Here is a 16,348-nt window from a genome sequence, read left to right on the forward strand (position 1 = left end):
CTCAGCCTAATTCGCCGGCAGCCGGCCGTCTTCGATCGTCACGACGCGATCGACGAGGGCGGGGTCGACGGGGGCGTGCGAGATGAGCACGACGCTGCCGCCCGCGCGGCTCGCAGCATCGGTCAGGTCGCGCAGGAGCGCATCGGCCCGCTCGGGGTCGACGCTCGCGGTCGGTTCGTCGAGCACGAGCACCGGGAACCCGGAGAGCATCGCCCGCGCCAGCGCGAGGCGCTGCGCCTGACCGCCCGAGACGAGCGCGCCGCGCTCGCCGACCTTCGCGTCGAGCCCGCCGCGTTCCTCGACCCATTCGCGCAGACCCACCCGATCGAGCACCTCGAGCAGTTCATCGTCGCTCGCGGTGTCGCGGGCGAAGATCAGGTTCTGCCGCACGTCTTCGTCGAAGAGCCAGGGCCGCTGTTCGACGAGACCCACGATGCCGCGGACGTCGGCGGGGTCGAGCTCTCGCGCCTCGACGCCGCCGAGTCGGTACGAGCCGGCGTAGTCGAGAAAGCGCACGAGCACGTGGGCGAGCGTCGTCTTGCCCGCACCGGACCCGCCGCGCACGAGCAGGCGCTCGCCCGGCGCGATCGAGAGGTCGACCCGAGTCAGTGCCGCCCCCCTGCCGTCGTCGGTCGCGGCAGTGCCGGCGGCGGTCGCGAGCACCGGCCAGCTCGCCTGCACGCCGCGCAGCTCGATGAGCGGCGGCGCATCACCGGCCGGAGGCGCTGCCGGCGATTCCGGCGTGATGGGGATGCCGACCGGGATCGAATCGGGCACGGCACCGGCGACCCGGGCGGCACTGGCACGAGCGAGACGCAGCGACGACGCAGCGAGCGGCACGGCCGTCGCGACCTCGGCGATCGCGAGCGGCACGAGGCAGAGCACGGCGAAGGTCGGGCCGTCGATGCGACCGCCCTGCAGCAACGGCACTGCCGCGGCGAGGCTCGCGGCCACCGCGAACCCGCCGACCGCGCTCATCGCCGCCGCCGCGACGCCAGTGGCCGCCGCCCGCGTTCGTGTCGCTCGCGCATACCGGGCGCCCAGTTCGTCGATGCGGCGCCGCCCCGCGACCGCCGCGCCGAACGCCACGAGCACGTCGAGCGCCTGCACGTGCTCGACGATCGCCGCCTGCAGCCCACCCCGAAGCGGCGCGGTGGTCTGCTCGGCGCGCGCGACCGCCCGCTGCTGCACGATGAGCGCGGCACCGATGCCGACGACGAGGCAGACGAGCACCGCGATGGCCGACTCCGGTGCGATGAACCAGATGCCGACGACGGCCGCCACGAGTACGATCACCGCGCTCACGAGCGGCTGCACCGCGCGCAGCGGCACGTTCTGCAGCTCGTCGACGTCGCTCACGAAGCGGTCGAGCAGATCGCCGCGACGCGTCGCCGCCAGGCCGTCGGGCGCGATCGGCAGCATGCGCTCGAAGACGTTCGCACGAATCGACGCGAGCTGCCGGAACGAGGCGTCGTGCCCGCTCAGCCGCTCGAGGTAGCGGAACACCGAGCGGCCGAGCGCGAACGCCCGCACCCCGACGATCGCCACCGACAGGTACAGCACGGGCGGCTGTTCGGCCGCGCGGGCGATCAGCCAGGCTGAGCAGGCGAGCAGCACGATGCTCGACCCGGCCGAGCCGATGCCGAACAGCACGGCGGGCAAGAGCCGGCCGAGGCTCGGGATGGCGCGGCGCAGCATGGCGTTGGCGGCGTCAGACATGCACGGGCTCCAGCTCGATGACGCGGTCGGCACGGGTGGCGAGCGCGGTGCGGTGGGTCGAGACGACGATGATGCGGCCCTCGGCGGCGAGTTCGGCGAGGGCGTCGCCGAGTGCGGCTTCACGAGGGGCGTCCTGCGCCGAGCTCGGTTCGTCGAGCAGCAGCAGCCGGGCGTCGCGCGCGAGCAGACGATGGATCGCCCTCGCGGTGGCGACGCGCTGCGCCTGACCGCCCGAGAGGCCGGCGCCGCCCGGCCCGAGCAGCAGGCCCTGGTCGAAGTCGACGCCCGCGAGGAGGCAGGCACGAGCGCAGAGCTCGGGGTCGGCGTCTTCGTCGCCGAGTCGCACGTTCGCGGCGATCGTGCCGGCCAGAAGCGCCGGCGACTGCCCCGACCACGCGATCCTCGCCCGGCCGTCGGCGCCGGCCGCAGTGCCGTCGGCGGCGCCGAGCGCGAGCCCCTCGAGCCGCGCCACGCCCTCGAGGGGTGCGAAACCGAGCAGGGCTGCGAACAGGCTCGACTTGCCCGATCCGCTCGGCCCGGTGATCGCGACGACCTCGCCGCGTGCTGCGTCGAGGTCGAGCCCGTCGAGCACGACCCGGTCGCTGCGCATCACCCGGATGTCGCGGAGATGCAGTCCCGCCGCGGCATCCACCGTCTCGTCGGCCGGCGCGACCGACGACGCGGCCGAGGCGGACGACGCGCCCGACGCGGCCGTTGCACCCGTCGGCCCCCGGCCCGCCCGCTCGGCCGCCTCGAGCAGGTCGAACGCGTCGACCGACGCGGCGACCCCCTCGGTCGAGGCGTGGAAGGCGGCGCCGACGTTGCGCAGCGGCAGGAACACCTCGGGCGCGAGCACGAGCACGAAGAGCCCGGCGACGAGCGTCATGTCGCCCGCGACGAGCCGCAGCCCGATCGAGACGGCGACGAGCGCCACCGAGAGGCTCGCGGCGAACTCGAGGGTGAAACCCGAGAGGAACGTGATGCGCAGCACCTTCATGGTGTGCGAGCGATAGTCGTCGGTGACCGCCCTGATGCGGGCGGTCTGGCGCTCGGCCCGGCGGTAGAGCAAGAGGGTCGACAGCCCGCCGACGACCTCGAGGAACCCGCGCGAGAGCGTCGCGAGACTCTGCCACTGACGTCGCTGCACGGCCTCGGTGGCCATGCCGATGAGCGCCATGAACACGGGCACGAGCGGCAGCACGATCACGAGCACCAGACCCGACAGCGGATCGGCGATCCACGCCATCGCGATGAGGATCGGCGTCACGACGATCGTCGACACGAGCTGCGGCAGGTACTGCCCGAAGTACGCGTCGAGCGCGTCGAGGCCGGGGCCGAGGAGGGTCGCGATGCGCGCCGTCGAGAAATCGGGCAGTCCCTCGGGCGCCGCCTCGAGGGCCGTGAGCAGTTCTCCCCTCAACTCGGACTTCACCCTCGTCGCACCGGCTGCACCCACGACATCCCACAGCCAGGCGGCGAGAGCGCGAACGGATGCCGCGGCCACGAGCATCCCGATGAGCAGAGCTGCGTCGGGCAGCGACCCGCCGTCGATGAACCCCGTCACGAGCGACGCGAGCGCCCACGCGAACGTGACGATCGCCGCGCTCTGCACGAGGGCGAGCGCCCCGCCCGCGGCGAGGAAGCCGCGGGCGGAGCGGGAGCGGCGGAGCAGCCGGGGATCGAGTGGTTTCATGCGGGCGACCTCAGTGCGCTGCCGCCTCGATCGTGGCGCGCGAGATGCGCTTGCGGAACACCCAGTACGTCCACCCCTGGTACAGCAGCACGAGCGGCAGGAAGACCACCGCGACCCAGCTCATGACCGTGAGCGTATACGTCGTGCTCGAGGCGTTGACGATCGTGAGGCTGTTCGCCGGGTCGTTCGAGGCCGGCATCACGTCGGGGAAGAGCGCCGCGAACAGCGCGAAGACCGCGGCGGCGACGGTGATGGCGAGCAGCGTGAAGGCGATGCCCTCCGCTCCGCGCAGGTTCGCGATCCAGCCGCCGATGAGGGCGACCGCGGCGGCGGCCGCGAGGATCCAGAACCAGAGCGTGCCGAACGCGAATCCGGTCCAGAGCAGGAACGAGGCCGCGACGACGATCGTGATGAGACCCGACTTGGTCGCGAGCCTCCTCGCCCGCTCGCGCAGTTCGCCCTCGGTCTTCAGCGAGGCGAACACCACGCCGTGCGTGAAGAAGAGCAGCAGCGTCGTGAGACCGCCGAGCAGCGCGTACGGGTTCAACAGGTCGAAGAGCGTGCCCGTGTAGTTGTGGTCCGCGTCGAGCGGCACACCCTGCACGATGTTGGCGAACGCGACGCCCCAGAGCAGTGCCGGCACGGCCGAGCCGACGACGATCATGCCGTCGAACCACTTCTTCCACTGCGACTCGGGCCGTTGGTGACGGTACTCGAACGAGACGCCGCGGGCGATGAGCGCGAGCAGGATGAGCAGCAAGGCCAGGTAGAACCCCGAGAAGAGCGTGGCGTACCACTCGGGGAACGCCGCGAAGAGCGAGGCTCCCGCGACGATCACCCACGTCTCGTTCAGGTCCCAGACCGGGCCGATCGTGTTGATGAGCACCCGGCGGTCGGTGTCGTCCTTTCCGAGGAACGGAAGGGACATGCCGACGCCGAAGTCGAAGCCGTCGAGCACGAAGTAGCCGACGAACATGAAGGCGACGATCCAGAACCAGAGCACGGTGAGATCCATGGGGTGTCCTCCTAGTAGACCGTCGCGGCCGGCTCGACGCGGCCGGTTTCGGGATCGGGTGCGCCGAGCTCGGGCGGCCCGGTCTTGATGGCCTTGATGATGAGGCGCACCTCGACGACGGCGAGGATGCCGTAGATGAGGGTGAACGCCACGAGCGAGATGAGCACGTCGAGGCCGGTCACGTTCGGCGAGACCGCCGATTCGGTCGGCAGCAGGCTGAACACGATCCACGGCTGCCTGCCCATCTCGGTGAAGATCCAGCCGACGATCATGGCGGCGAGCGAGAGCGGGAAGCTCCAGACGGCGACCTTCCAGACCCACGCCTGCTTCGGCAGACGCCCCTTGCGGGTGACCCAGAGACCGACCATGGCGATGAAGACGTGCAGCAGGCCGAGGCCCATCATCCATCGGAACGACCAGTAGGTCACCCAGATGATGGGCGTGTAGTCCCCGGGCCCGTAGAGCGACTGATACTGCGCCTGCAGGTCGTTGATGCCCTCGACGCAGCCGTCGAAGGTGTGCGTGGAGAGCAGCGAGAGCAGATAGGGCACGCGGATCGAGAAGAGCTCGGTCGTGCCGTCGGGTGTGCCGAGGGTGAACAGCGAGAACGAGGCATCCGCCCCGCATGCGGTGTCGTACATCGCCTCTGCCGCCGCCATCTTCATCGGCTGCGTCGCCACCATGGCGAGGCTCAGCTGGTCGCCGAAGATCGTGGTGAGGATGCCGGAGCCCACCATGACCCAGAGGCCGAACTTCAGCGCGGGGCGCATCGAGTCGAGGTGCTGGTTGCGGGCGAGGTGCCAGGCCGCAGCGCTGATGATGAGGCCGGCCGCCACCATGAAGCTCGCCGCGATCGTATGCGGGAAGGCCGCGAGCGCCACGGGGTTGGCGAGCAGCGCACCGATGTCGACGAGCTCGGCCCGGCCCTTCTCGGCGTTCATCTCGTAGCCGACGGGGTTCTGCATGAAGGCGTTCGCCGCGATGATGAAGTACGCCGAGACGATCGAGCCGATCGCCGTGCACCAGATGGTCGCGAGGTGGATGCCGCGGGGCAGCTTGTCCCAGCCGAAGATCCAGAGGCCGATGAAGGTGGCCTCGAAGAAGAACGCGAGCAGGCCTTCGAGCGCGAGCGGGGCGCCGAAGACGTCACCGACGAAGCGCGAGTACTCCGACCAGTTCATGCCGAACTGGAACTCCTGCACGATGCCCGTCACGACGCCCATCGCGAAGTTGATGAGGAAGATCGTGCCGAAGAACTTCGTGATCTTCAGGTACTCGAGCTTGCCGGTGCGGTACCACGCGGTCTGGAAGACGGCGGTGGAGGTCGCGAGGCCGATCGTGATCGGAACGAAGAGGAAGTGGTAGACGGTGGTGAGCCCGAATTGCCAACGGGCGAGCAGCAGCGGATCCAGCAGCTCGTTCACGAATGGATTCCCCTTTCACATGGCGATCGCGTGGTGATTTGCAGTTTCTTCTACGCATTGTAGAACGTTTTTCTACGGCGCGTAGAACATGCCGCGATCTCGGGTATTCTGGATGAATGGCGAGTCTTGGCGAACTGGAGCGCTCCGTGATGGAGGTGCTGTGGTCGCGCGATGCCGCACTCACCGCGAACGAACTGCGCGACGCACTCGCCCTCAGCGAGAGCGAGCCCGGGCGCGCCGTCGCGACGACGACGGTGCTCACCGTGCTGTCGCGACTCGAGCGCAAGGGATTCGTGACCCGAGCGCGCGACACCCGCCCGCACCGCTACCGTGCACTGCTCACCCGTGAAGAGCACACCGCAGAGCTCATGCACGAGGTGCTCGACCGCGCGAGCGACCGCGACGCGGCGCTCGCCCGCTTCGTCGGCACCGTGAGCGCCGGCGAGGCCGCGACGCTGCGGCGACTCCTCGACGACATCTCGCGGCCCTGATCGCGGCCGCCCAGTGACCATGCCGGCCTTCTGATCATGCTCGCCGTCGCCGCCCTGCTCGGCGCGTTCGCGCTGCTCCTCGCCTGGCCGATCCCCGTCGTGCTCTCGCGGGCGTCTTGGCCCGCCCGCTCACCGGCGATCGCGCTCGCGCTCTGGCAGGCGATCGCACTCGGCGGAGGCCTCTCGATGATCGGGTGCCTGCTGGTCTTCGGCGCCTCCCCGGCGGGCTCGCTCATCGGCGCCGCGCGAGCGCTGCTCCCCCACCTGTTCACCGGGCCGATTCCGCCCGAGTTCGGCGTCGTGCACCTCGCCGCCCTCACGCTCGCGGCCGGGCTCGCACTCCATCTCGCCCTGAACCTCGCGCTGACGGCGGTGCGCGCCGAGCGCGAGCGCCGCCGTCAACACCAGCTCATCGACCTGCTCAGCGACCCGATGCCGGGCCAGCCGAGAACCCGCGTGCTCGCTCACCCGGTGCCGCTCGCCTACTGCGTTCCGGGGATCCGGACCGCGACGGTGCTCACCGACGGACTCATCGACGCGCTCGACGAGGGCGAGCTGCGCGCCGTCATCGCGCACGAACGAGCGCACCTCGACCAGTTGCACCACCTCGTGCTGCTCGCGTTCCGCGCCTGGCACAGCGCGTTGCCCTGGTTCCCGATCGCCAATCGCGCCGAGCGATCGGTCGCGCTCCTCGCCGAGATGCTCGCCGACGACCGGGCCAGACGCGAAGCCGACGACGATTCGCTGCGCCGTGCGATGCTGCAGGTCGGCAGCGGCGGCGAGCCCGGGGCGTATGCCGACTCCGGCGGCGTCGTGCCCGACGTCACGATGCTCGAGGCCAGGCTCGCGCGCCTCGACGAGCCGCGGCCGCTCTCGACGCCGATGACCGGTTCGGCCGTCGTCTGGACCGCCGCGCTCATCGTGGCCGTGCCGATCGTCTCGCTGCTCGCGACGATCGGTGCGGTCGCCTGACCCCGACCACCGTCGGGTCCGCCGCGCCGAACCTCATCCCGTGGTCGGATTCCGGTGTTCACCGCGCATCGCTACGCTCGAACGATGAACGAGATCCTCGACTGGATCCTCGACGCCGTTCAAGCCGTCGACCCGATCGCCCGCACACTGCTCGCCGGGCTCGGAATCCTGCTCGAGACCTCGGTGCTCATCGGCCTCGTCGTGCCCGGCGACACGATCGTGCTCGTCGCCTCGACGGCCGTCGACGGGCTCGGCGAGTACTTCGCCCTCACGCTCGCGGTCATCGCCGGCGCTCTCGCGGGCGAGAGCATCGGCTTCGCGCTCGGACGTTGGTTCGGCCCGCACATCCACCGCTCGTGGGTCGGGCGCAGGATCGGCGACGAGAACTGGGCCCGCGCCGCGCGCTACCTCGAACGTCGCGGCGGCCCCGCGGTCTTCATCTCGCGGTTCCTGCCCGTGCTGCACTCGCTCATTCCGCTGACCGTCGGCATGAGCACCATGCGGTACCGCAGGTTCATGGCCTGGACGGTGCCCGCGTGCGTCATCTGGGCGTTCGCCTACGTCACCGTCGGGTGGCTCGCGGCCGGCAGCTACCGCGAGCTCAGTCGCGGACTGCATTGGGCCGGCTACCTGTTCGTCGGCGTGATCGCCCTGTTCCTCGCGGCGGCGTGGGGGGTCAAGAAACTGCTCGTGCACACCGAGGCCAAGCACATGACGGCGACGGATGCCTCGGGGCAGGCGTCGTCAGCCGCGGTGACCGGCGCACTCGACGACCACGAGGGGCCGGACGCCGCGGCATCCGCCCCCTCGAAGCGCGACGCGGATCGCGACGCGACGGGTCGTTAGAACAGCGCCTTCTCGGCGAGCCAGTCCTTCGCGATCTGCTCGGCCGATTGCTGCTCGTCGACGCTCGACGAGTTGAGCGCGACGAGGTCTTCGGCGGTGAGCGCCGCGCTCACGGTGTCGATGACGCCGGCCATCTCTTCGGTGACCTTCTCGCTCACGACGGGTACGACGTGCGAGGCCAGGAAGAGGCCCTCGGGGTCGTCGAGCGTCACGAGGTCGCTCGTCGCGATCGCGGGGTTGGCGCTGAAGATGTTGACGAGCTGCACTTGACCGTCTTCGAGCGCCTTGAGCGTCAGCGGGCCGCCGTTGTCTTCGATCGGGGTGAAGCCGACGTCGACGCCGTAGACCGATTTCAGCCCCTCGGGACCGTACGGGCGCGTCTCGAGCTCGGAGTTGCCGCCGAGGGTCAGCGGCGTCGTGACCTTGGCGAGGTCGGCGAGACTCGCCACCCCGTTGGCCTCAGAGAACTCCCTGGTGACGTTGTACGAGTCCTGATCGGTCGCGGGCGACTGATCGAGCACGCGCAGTCCCTTCGGGAGCGCGGTGTCGAGTTCGGCGTAGACGTCGTCGCTCGTCGTCGCCGTGGTGTCGGGCACGTAGTACTGCAGCAGGTTGCCCGTGTACTCGGGGAAGACGTCGATCTGGCCCGCCTCGATCTCGGGCATGTAGACCTCGCGCACCCCGATGCGGAACTGCCGATCGACCGTGAAGTCGTTCTGCTCGAGCGCCTGAGCGTAGATCTCGGCGATGATCTCGTTGGAGTAGTAGTCCTGCGAACCGACGACGATCGTCTCGGACGACGCGCCGTCGGTCGCCGATCCGCTCTCCAGCGGATCGCCCGATGCACACCCTGCCAGGGCCACTGTCGCCCCGACCGCGACCGCTGCGAGCGCAACGAGCCGGCCTTCTCCTGTCGTGTTCATTCTCGATTCCCTTCGGTGACGGGTTGCCCCACGACCGCTCGAGACCGGGTCGGCCGCGAGCGGAGCTCTCTGGTTCTCGTCGCCCGCACACCGGCCGGCACGACGAGGCGCTGCGTGATCGCGAACACGCCGTCGATGACGAGGGCGAGCAGGATCACGAGAATCGACCCGCCGAGCATCTCGGCGTAGTCGCGTGTTCTCAGACCGGCGAAGATGAACCGGCCGAGCCCGAAGTCGGAGATGTAGGCGGCGAGGGTCGCCGTCGCGATGATCTGCAGCGTCGCCGACCGGATGCCGCCGACCACGATCGGCATGCCGAGCGGAAGCTCGACCTTGCCGACGATCTGCCTCTCGCGCATTCCCATCGCCCGTGCCGCGTCCACCGTGCGCCGATCGACTGATTCGAGGCCCGCGTATGCGCCCGCGAGGAGCGGGGGGATCGCGAGGATCACGAGCGCGATGATCGGCGCCCGCAGCCCGATGCCGAGCGCGAGCCCGAACAGGGTCAGCACGCCGAGCGTCGGCAGCGCGCGCAGTCCGCCCGACACCGTCACCGCGAACCCCTTGCCGCGCCCGGTGTGGCCCACGAGCACCCCGGCGGGCAGTGCGATGAGCGCCGCGATCACGAGCACGATCGCCGAGAGCACGAGGTGCTGGCCGATGCGCTCGGGAATGCTGCCGACACCCGTCCAGTTGGCCGGGTCGGCGAGCCACGCGACCGCCTCGAGCAGGAGGTTCATGCGGCATCCACCCGTTCGACGCGTTCCAGCGTGCGTCGGCGCAGTGCGCCGACCGGACGCCACCACGGCATGAGCAGGCGGCCGATCGCCACACTCCCGAGGTCGAGTCCGATCGCGAGCGCCATCGTCACGATGATGCCCGTGACGATCTCGGCCTGGATGCCCCGCTGAAGACCGTCGGTGAAGAGGCTGCCGAGGCTCGCCACCCCGATGACGGCGCCGATCGTGGCCAGACTCACGGTGCTCACGATCACGACGCGCAGGCCGGCGAGCAGCACCGGACCGGCGAGTGGCAGCTCGACCCTCCAGAAGCGGCCGGCCGGCGAATAGCCGATCGCCGTCGCCGACTGCCGCACGTCGGGTTCGACGGCGTCGAAGGCGTCTGCCGCGGTGCGCACGATCACGGCGATGCCGTACAGCGTGAGCGCGACGACGAGGTTGACCGGGGAGGTCGCGCGTTGACCCGTGAAGACCGGAAGGGCGATCAGCAGCGGCAGCGACGGGATCGCGTACAGCAGGCCGCAGAGCGCGAGCAGCACCCCTCGCGACCACCGGTGGTGATGTGCGAGCCATCCGATCGGCACGGAGACCACGAAGCTCAGTATGATCGCGGGCACCGACAATGCCAGGTGGACCAACGTCAACTCACCGATCAGGTCGAGATTCGACCAGAACCAGGTCACGAGGCGAGCACTCCGGCGGGGCGGCCGTCTGCGTCGACCACGATCCGCCGACCGTCGACCTCGGTCAGGTGCAGCGCGCGCTTGCCGCGGTCGGCGCCGACGAAGTCGGCCACGAAGCCGTCGGCAGGGTTCGCGAGGATCTCGGCCGGCGACGCGGCCTGCGAGATCTGCCCGCCCTGCTGCATGATCACCACCTGGTCGCCGAGCAGGAACGCCTCGTCGATGTCGTGCGTGACGAAGACGACGGTCTTTCCGAGCTCGCCCTGCAGCCGCAGCAACTCCTGCTGCAGTTCGGCCCGCACGATCGGGTCGACGGCCCCGAACGGTTCGTCCATGAGCAGGATGTTGGGGTCGACGGCGAGCCCGCGGGCCACGCCGACGCGTTGCTGCTGCCCGCCCGAGAGCTGGCTCGGGTACTTGTCGGCGAGCGAGGCGTCGAGTCCGACGGTCGCGAGCAGCTCGAGCGCCCGCGCGTACGCCGCCCGCTTCTTCTCGCCGCGGAGCAGCGGCACCGTCGCGACGTTGTCGATGACCGTGCGGTGCGGCAGCAGCCCGGAGTTCTGCATCACGTAGCCGATGCTGCGTCGCAGTGCCACCGGCTCGAGCGTCGCGACATCCGTGCCGTCGATCAGTACCTGCCCGCCCGTCGGGTCGACCATGCGGTTGATCATGCGCAGCAGCGTCGTCTTGCCCGAGCCCGAGGAGCCGACGAGGACCGTGGTCTTCCGAGGGGGGATGACGATGTCGACCCCCGCGACCGCGACGGTGCCGTCGGGGAACTGCTTGGTGACGCCACGGAACTCGATCATGCTGCCTCATTCCACGCCCGGCGTTCGCCGAACCGGCTTCCAGCCAAACACTGATCGCGCGCCGAGGCAACGAGCACGGGGCGGCGCGTCGTCTCGAAACGCGCGTCAGGCCGCGCTGCTGGCGGAGTCGCCCGTCGCCCGCGCCTCGCCGAGGTGCTCGGCGAGGTAGTCGTGCACGAGGCGCTTCGCCTCGGCCAGGTAGCGGTCGTCGCCGGTCTCGTCGCGTTCGAACGCCCGGCTGATGAGCGCGTCGCCGAGCTCGATCGAGACGCCGAGGCGGAACCGCAGCTCGGGCAGGTCGAGGTCGCCGCCGAACTCCGCCTCGATCAGGCGGGCGAGGCGGTGCGCGAGCTCGGGCTCGACATCGCCCTCGGGGGTCTCGCGACGCGCGGCGTGCACGACGCTGAAGCCGGGCTCGTCGCGGTACATCGCGGCGCACGCGTCGATCGCCATGTCCATGACGTGCCACCAGCTGACGAGGTCGACGCCGACCATGTCGTCGGCGACGCGCTCGCGGTATCGGCGCACCGAGCGCTCACGCAGGGCGTAGAGCACGGCGACGCGGTCGGGGAAGTAGCGGTAGACCGTCCCGATGGAGGCGCCGGCGCGCTCGGCGACCATCTGCGTGGTCAGGCGCTCGAAGCCGGACTCGTCGACGATCTCGGCGGCAGCGTCGAGCAGCGCATCGAGCCGCTGTGTGCTGCGTCGCTGGGTCGGCTCGGTTCGGATCGAGCGTCTCCGGCTCGGATCGGCCCCCAGGATCAGGTCGACATTCGGCACGGAACCTCCTCAGTTGCCCGTCCACTCTACCCGGAGCGGAACGCGTCATCCGACCATTCGCGGCCCGTTTCGCGACGCGATGTCGTCGCATGACAGACTGTGTGGATGCCGGCGAGCTCCCCCCTTCCGGCCGGACAACGCGAGCCACAGGTCCGGCACCGTGCCGCGCGCCTCGAAGACCGAATGCACGACATCCGCGAACGCTGGGCCAGGCGTCGCGGCCATGTGCCGACCGTCGTGCCGTACACGGGCTACGGTTCCACCGAGTGGGTGCGCGTGCTCTGCCGCGTGCTGCTCAGCAGGCCGGTCGATCCGAATGAGACGTCGAAGCGCCGACGCCGCCGGGGCGAACAGGGCATCCGCGGATGGCGCAGCTTCACGAGCGTGCCGGTTCGCGACGCACCGGTGGTGATCGAGATCGGCGGCGAACGCATCGAGGTGCTCGCCGACCGCGGCGGCGTGGTCGACACGAAGGTCGCGGTCTCGCTCGAACCCGGGTGGCACCGGGCGACCCTGCACACCGAGGGGTCGGAGTCGGTCGAGGCGCCGATCTGGATCGTCGGACCCGATGTGCGGTTCGGCATCATCTCCGACGTCGACGACACCGTGATGGTGACCGCGCTCCCCCGCCCGTTCGTGGCATTCTGGAACACCTTCGTGCTCGACGAGCACGCCCGCATCCCGACCCCGGGCATGGCGGTGCTGTTCGAGCGGCTCGTGCGCTCCCACCCCGGCGCGCCGGTCATCTACCTGTCGACGGGAGCCTGGAACGTCGCGCCGACGCTGACCCGATTCCTCTCGCGCAACCTGTATCCCGCCGGGCCGCTGCTGCTGACCGACTGGGGGCCGACGCACGACCGCTGGTTCCGCAGCGGCCGGGAGCACAAGCAGGAGAATCTGCGCCGCCTCGCCGAGGAGTTCCCCGAGGTGCGGTGGCTCCTGATCGGCGACGACGGGCAGCACGACGAAGAGCACTACGAACGGTTCGCGCTCGAACACCCCGATCGGGTCGCCGCGGTCGCGATTCGACGCCTCTCGAAGGGCGAAGCCGTGCTCGCCGGCGGACGCACCAAGGGCGAGCAGCACGCGTCGGGAGTGCCGTGGGTGTCGGCGAGCGACGGTTCGACGATCGCCGACCGCCTCGCCGAGCTCGGCGTGCTCTGAAGCCTCAGGGCTGCCGAGGACTCAGGGCGCCGAAGAATCAGGGTCGCCAGATTCTGGGTCGCCAGATTCTGGGTCGCCGAAGCCCCCGCGGCGTGCGCGTCGTCACGCCGCGACGGCGATGCTGCGATCGCGAGCGAATCGGGCCAGCCCGCGGTTGACCTGCCTGGCCCAGAACGGGCCGCGATAGATGAAGGCCGAGTAGCCCTGCACGAGCGTGGCGCCCGCGTCGAGGCGCTCTTGCACGTCGGCCGCGGTCTCGACACCGCCGACCGACACGACGCACAGCTCGGCGGGCACGTGCGCGCGGATGAGCCGGAGCACCTCGAGCGAACGGGCCGCGAGCGGTGCACCGGAAAGCCCGCCGGCACCGATGGCCTCGATGTCGGATGCCGCGGCGCGAAGCCCCTCGCGAGAGATCGTCGTGTTCGTGGCGATGATGCCGTCGAGCCCGAGGCGGCCCACGAGTTCGCAGATGCGCACGATCTCGGCGTCGTCGAGGTCGGGGGCGATCTTGACGAGCAGCGGTGTGTCGCCGGCGGCGGCCCGTACGGCCTCGAGCAGGGGTGCCAGCGAGTCGATCTCTTGCAGTCCGCGCAGGCCCGGTGTGTTCGGCGAGCTCACATTGACCACGAGGTAGTCGGCGAACGGGGCGAGCACGCGGGCGCTGCGCTCGTAGTCGGCGACGGCGTCCTCGACTGCCGTCACGCGGCTCTTGCCGATGTTGACGCCGAGCACCGGGCGGTCGCGACGGCGCGACAATCGCGAGAGACGGCCGGCCGCGGCATCCGCACCGCCGTTGTTGAACCCCATGCGGTTGACCAGCGCGCGATCGCTCACCAGGCGGAAGAGCCGAGGGCGCGGATTGCCGGGCTGGGCGACCGCCGTGATCGTGCCGACCTCGACGTGTCCGAATCCGAGGTTGCCGAGCCCGCGCACCGCGAAGCCGTCTTTGTCGAAGCCGGCCGCGACGCCGAACGGCGACGGGAACCGCAGGCCGAGCGCCTCGACGGCGAGCGACGGGTCGGGTGCGGTGAACCGCTCGACGAATCTGCCGAAGCCGAGCGTCGGCAGATTCCGGATGACGCGGAACGCGAGATGGTGGGCGTCTTCCGGGTCCATACGGGAGAGGAAAGCGGAGAAGAGAAGTCGATACATCGCGCCTCAGGCTACCCGAGTGGGAGCAGCGGCACCGACGTCACTCGACCGGTCGTGCCGGCAGTCGGCCGTGCTCTTGGCGCAGCTGGTCGATCGCGGACTCGAAGTCGTCGAGCGAGTCGAAGGCCTGGTAGACGCTTGCGAACCGCAGGTATGCCACCTCGTCGAGCTCCCGGAGCGGCGGCAGGATCGCGAGGCCGATGTCGTTCGCCTCGATCTGCGAGGCACCGGTCGAGCGGATCGTCTCTTCGACCTTCTGCGCGAGCACCGCGAGGTCGGAGTCGGTCACCGGGCGACCCTGGCAGGCCTTTCGCACGCCGAGCACGACCTTCTCACGGCTGAACGGTTCGACGACCCCGCTGCGCTTGATGACGACGAGACTCGCGGTCTCGGTCGTCGAGAAGCGGCGCCCGCACTCGGGGCACTGGCGGCGGCGCCGGATCGAGAGCCCGTCGTCGCTCGTACGGGAGTCGATGACGCGGGAATCGGGGTGGCGGCAGAAGGGACAGTACATGGTGCTCCCAGCCTAGCGGCGACCGCCGTGGCGCTCAGCTCGGGCGCTCAGCTCGGGGCTCAGCTCGGGGCTCAGCGCGGGAAACGGGCGGTGACGGCCTCCCCGTGGGCGGGCAGGTCCTCCTCGGTCGAGAGAGCGGCGATGACCGGTGCCACCTCGCGCAGCGCCGCTTCGTCGTAACGCACGACCTGCTGCGGCCGCAGGAAAGTCGACGCCGACAGACCGGAGGCGTGGCGGGCCTGGCCGCCGGTGGGCAGCACGTGGTTCGACCCCGCCGCATAGTCGCCGAGGCTGACCGGCGAGAAGGAGCCCACGAAGATCGCGCCGGCGTTCTCGATGCGGGCCAGCGTGGCATCGGGGTCGCGCACCTGGATCTCGAGGTGCTCGGGGCCGAACGCGTTCGCGAAGTCGGCGGCCTGCTCGAGGTCGTCGACGAGCACGAGCGCCGACTGGGCGCCCTCGATCGCGGCACGCACCCGTGCGCTGTGCTTGGTGCCCGCGACCCTGGCCTCGAGCCGCTCGACGACGCGGGCCGCGAGCTCGGCCGAGTCGGTGACGAGCACGGCGGCGGCCAGTTCGTCGTGCTCGGCCTGGCTCACGAGGTCTGCCGCGACGTAGTCGGCGTCGGCGCCGTCGTCGGCGATGACGAGGATGTCGGTGGGCCCGGCTTCGGCGTCGATGCCCGTGACCGACTGCACGACCCGCTTGGCCGCGGCCACGAACACGTTTCCCGGCCCGGTGACCCGCTGCACGGGCTCGAGGCCGATGTCGTCGACCCCGTACGCGAACGCCCCGATCGCTCCTGCGCCGCCCATCGCGTAGACCTCGGTGATGCCGAGCAGCGCCGCGATGCCCGCGATCGTCGGGTGGATGCGACCGCCGAACTCGGCCTGGGGCGGGGAGGCGAGTGCGATCGACCGCACGCCGGCGACCTGGGCCGGCACGACGTTCATGATCACGCTCGACGGGTAGACCGCCTTGCCGCCCGGCACGTAGAGACCGACGCGGGCGACGGGCTGCCATCGCTGCTCGACGACGGCTCCGGTCGAGAGCTCGGTGGTGCGCGGCGCCGGCACCTGCGCCTCGCTCGCGGCACGCACGCGATCGATCGTCTGCAGCGCCGCCGCACGGATCTCGGGGGTGAGGCCGTCGAGCGCCGCCGCCAGTTCGCCGGCCGGCACGCGCACCGCAGCCGGGCGCACGCCGTCGAAACGTTCGGCCTGGTCGAGCAGGGCGGTCTCGCCGTGCTCGCGCACCTCGTCGACGATCGCGCGGGCGGCGTCGAGCGCGGCCGAGACGTCGGTCGCCGCGCGGGGCACGAGGGCGAGCAGCCCGGCGGTCGTCGGTCGGGTGCCACGAAGGTCGATGGTGCGCAACATTTGGTTCCAGCCTATCGAGATGCTGTGGCGCGCACGCTTGC

The 16,348-nt window shown here is 70.5% G+C and carries 16 protein-coding genes; 4 read left to right on the forward strand and 12 right to left on the reverse strand.

Going from position 1 to position 16,348, the window contains the following annotated elements:
• Positions 1–6: 6 nt before the first annotated feature.
• From cydC to ACWGST_RS04480, 4 genes are read right to left on the reverse strand one after another with little or no spacing between them, the layout of a single operon-like run.
• The gene (gene cydC, locus ACWGST_RS04465; protein WP_452045439.1) at positions 7–1,719 is read right to left on the reverse strand and encodes a thiol reductant ABC exporter subunit CydC; all 1,713 of its coding nucleotides are present in this window, start codon (positions 1,717–1,719) and stop codon (positions 7–9) included.
• Positions 1,712–3,412, reverse strand: a complete 1,701-nt coding sequence (gene cydD, locus ACWGST_RS04470) for a thiol reductant ABC exporter subunit CydD (protein WP_452045440.1) — start codon at positions 3,410–3,412, stop codon at positions 1,712–1,714. Before cydD ends, cydC begins: the two co-directional genes overlap by 8 nt.
• 10 nt (positions 3,413–3,422) lie before the next feature.
• Entirely contained in the window at positions 3,423–4,427 is a 1,005-nt protein-coding gene (gene cydB, locus ACWGST_RS04475; protein ID WP_452045441.1) for a cytochrome d ubiquinol oxidase subunit II, read from the reverse strand.
• A gap of 11 nt (positions 4,428–4,438) precedes the next feature.
• The gene (locus ACWGST_RS04480) at positions 4,439–5,851 is read right to left on the reverse strand and encodes a cytochrome ubiquinol oxidase subunit I (RefSeq protein ID WP_452045442.1); all 1,413 of its coding nucleotides are present in this window, start codon (positions 5,849–5,851) and stop codon (positions 4,439–4,441) included.
• 116 nt (positions 5,852–5,967) lie between these two features.
• On the opposite strand from ACWGST_RS04480, the gene ACWGST_RS04485 reads away from it, so the two are divergent.
• The 3 genes from ACWGST_RS04485 to ACWGST_RS04495 all read left to right on the forward strand — a co-directional run bounded on the left by ACWGST_RS04485 (position 5,968) and on the right by ACWGST_RS04495 (position 8,160).
• Positions 5,968–6,342 (forward strand): BlaI/MecI/CopY family transcriptional regulator, encoded by a 375-nt coding sequence (locus tag ACWGST_RS04485; protein WP_452045443.1) that lies wholly within the window; start codon positions 5,968–5,970, stop codon positions 6,340–6,342.
• Between the two features lie 36 nt (positions 6,343–6,378).
• Positions 6,379–7,314, forward strand: coding sequence for a M56 family metallopeptidase (locus tag ACWGST_RS04490; RefSeq protein WP_452045444.1), 936 nt, complete (start codon positions 6,379–6,381; stop codon positions 7,312–7,314).
• 84 nt (positions 7,315–7,398) lie between these two features.
• Entirely contained in the window at positions 7,399–8,160 is a 762-nt protein-coding gene (locus ACWGST_RS04495; protein ID WP_452045445.1) for a DedA family protein, read from the forward strand.
• Here ACWGST_RS04495 and ACWGST_RS04500 read toward each other — a convergent pair.
• The 5 genes from ACWGST_RS04500 to ACWGST_RS04520 all read right to left on the reverse strand — a co-directional run bounded on the left by ACWGST_RS04500 (position 8,157) and on the right by ACWGST_RS04520 (position 12,095).
• Positions 8,157–9,083: an ABC transporter substrate-binding protein gene (locus ACWGST_RS04500; RefSeq protein ID WP_452045446.1), complete on the reverse strand. Its 927-nt coding sequence runs from the start codon at positions 9,081–9,083 to the stop codon at positions 8,157–8,159. The two genes, ACWGST_RS04495 and ACWGST_RS04500, sit on opposite strands and share 4 nt — an antisense overlap.
• Positions 9,080–9,823, reverse strand: coding sequence for an ABC transporter permease (locus ACWGST_RS04505; protein ID WP_452045447.1), 744 nt, complete (start codon positions 9,821–9,823; stop codon positions 9,080–9,082). The genes ACWGST_RS04500 and ACWGST_RS04505 overlap by 4 nt, the downstream gene beginning before the upstream one ends.
• Positions 9,820–10,506, reverse strand: coding sequence for an ABC transporter permease (locus ACWGST_RS04510; protein ID WP_452045448.1), 687 nt, complete (start codon positions 10,504–10,506; stop codon positions 9,820–9,822). The genes ACWGST_RS04505 and ACWGST_RS04510 overlap by 4 nt, the downstream gene beginning before the upstream one ends.
• Positions 10,503–11,315 (reverse strand): ABC transporter ATP-binding protein, encoded by an 813-nt coding sequence (locus ACWGST_RS04515; protein WP_452045449.1) that lies wholly within the window; start codon positions 11,313–11,315, stop codon positions 10,503–10,505. The genes ACWGST_RS04510 and ACWGST_RS04515 overlap by 4 nt, the downstream gene beginning before the upstream one ends.
• A 105-nt stretch (positions 11,316–11,420) precedes the next feature.
• A complete protein-coding gene (locus ACWGST_RS04520) occupies positions 11,421–12,095 on the reverse strand; it encodes a TetR family transcriptional regulator (RefSeq protein WP_452045450.1) in 675 nt (224 codons plus the stop codon).
• Between the two features lie 105 nt (positions 12,096–12,200).
• Between ACWGST_RS04520 and ACWGST_RS04525 the strand changes: the two genes are divergently transcribed.
• On the forward strand, positions 12,201–13,259 hold the full coding sequence (locus ACWGST_RS04525) for an App1 family protein (protein ID WP_452045451.1): 1,059 nt from the start codon (positions 12,201–12,203) through the stop codon (positions 13,257–13,259).
• Positions 13,260–13,361: 102 nt separating this feature from the next.
• Here ACWGST_RS04525 and ACWGST_RS04530 read toward each other — a convergent pair whose 3' ends face one another.
• The 3 genes from ACWGST_RS04530 to hisD form a co-directional block, all read right to left on the reverse strand.
• Positions 13,362–14,414 (reverse strand): quinone-dependent dihydroorotate dehydrogenase, encoded by a 1,053-nt coding sequence (locus ACWGST_RS04530; RefSeq protein ID WP_452045452.1) that lies wholly within the window; start codon positions 14,412–14,414, stop codon positions 13,362–13,364.
• Positions 14,415–14,454: 40 nt separating this feature from the next.
• Positions 14,455–14,928, reverse strand: a complete 474-nt coding sequence (nrdR, locus tag ACWGST_RS04535) for a transcriptional regulator NrdR (protein WP_452045453.1) — start codon at positions 14,926–14,928, stop codon at positions 14,455–14,457.
• 71 nt (positions 14,929–14,999) lie between these two features.
• On the reverse strand, positions 15,000–16,307 hold the full coding sequence (gene hisD / locus ACWGST_RS04540) for a histidinol dehydrogenase (RefSeq protein WP_452045454.1): 1,308 nt from the start codon (positions 16,305–16,307) through the stop codon (positions 15,000–15,002).
• Positions 16,308–16,348: the final 41 nt, after the last annotated feature.

The sequence above is a fragment of the Agromyces sp. NPDC055520 genome, assembly GCF_053619715.1.

Bases quoted from the DNA above. Each gene is read 5' to 3' on its own strand.
- cydC (WP_452045439.1), bottom strand. From the start codon at position 1,719: ATGTCTGACGCCGCCAACGCCATGCTGCGCCGCGCCATCCCGAGCCTC.
- cydD (WP_452045440.1), bottom strand. From the start codon at position 3,412: ATGAAACCACTCGATCCCCGGCTGCTCCGCCGCTCCCGCTCCGCCCGC.
- cydB (WP_452045441.1), bottom strand. From the start codon at position 4,427: ATGGATCTCACCGTGCTCTGGTTCTGGATCGTCGCCTTCATGTTCGTC.
- ACWGST_RS04485 (WP_452045443.1), top strand. From the start codon at position 5,968: ATGGCGAGTCTTGGCGAACTGGAGCGCTCCGTGATGGAGGTGCTGTGG.
- ACWGST_RS04490 (WP_452045444.1), top strand. From the start codon at position 6,379: ATGCTCGCCGTCGCCGCCCTGCTCGGCGCGTTCGCGCTGCTCCTCGCC.
- ACWGST_RS04495 (WP_452045445.1), top strand. From the start codon at position 7,399: ATGAACGAGATCCTCGACTGGATCCTCGACGCCGTTCAAGCCGTCGAC.
- ACWGST_RS04500 (WP_452045446.1), bottom strand. From the start codon at position 9,083: ATGAACACGACAGGAGAAGGCCGGCTCGTTGCGCTCGCAGCGGTCGCG.
- ACWGST_RS04505 (WP_452045447.1), bottom strand. From the start codon at position 9,823: ATGAACCTCCTGCTCGAGGCGGTCGCGTGGCTCGCCGACCCGGCCAAC.
- ACWGST_RS04515 (WP_452045449.1), bottom strand. From the start codon at position 11,315: ATGATCGAGTTCCGTGGCGTCACCAAGCAGTTCCCCGACGGCACCGTC.
- ACWGST_RS04525 (WP_452045451.1), top strand. From the start codon at position 12,201: ATGCCGGCGAGCTCCCCCCTTCCGGCCGGACAACGCGAGCCACAGGTC.
- ACWGST_RS04530 (WP_452045452.1), bottom strand. From the start codon at position 14,414: ATGTATCGACTTCTCTTCTCCGCTTTCCTCTCCCGTATGGACCCGGAA.
- nrdR (WP_452045453.1), bottom strand. From the start codon at position 14,928: ATGTACTGTCCCTTCTGCCGCCACCCCGATTCCCGCGTCATCGACTCC.
- hisD (WP_452045454.1), bottom strand. From the start codon at position 16,307: ATGTTGCGCACCATCGACCTTCGTGGCACCCGACCGACGACCGCCGGG.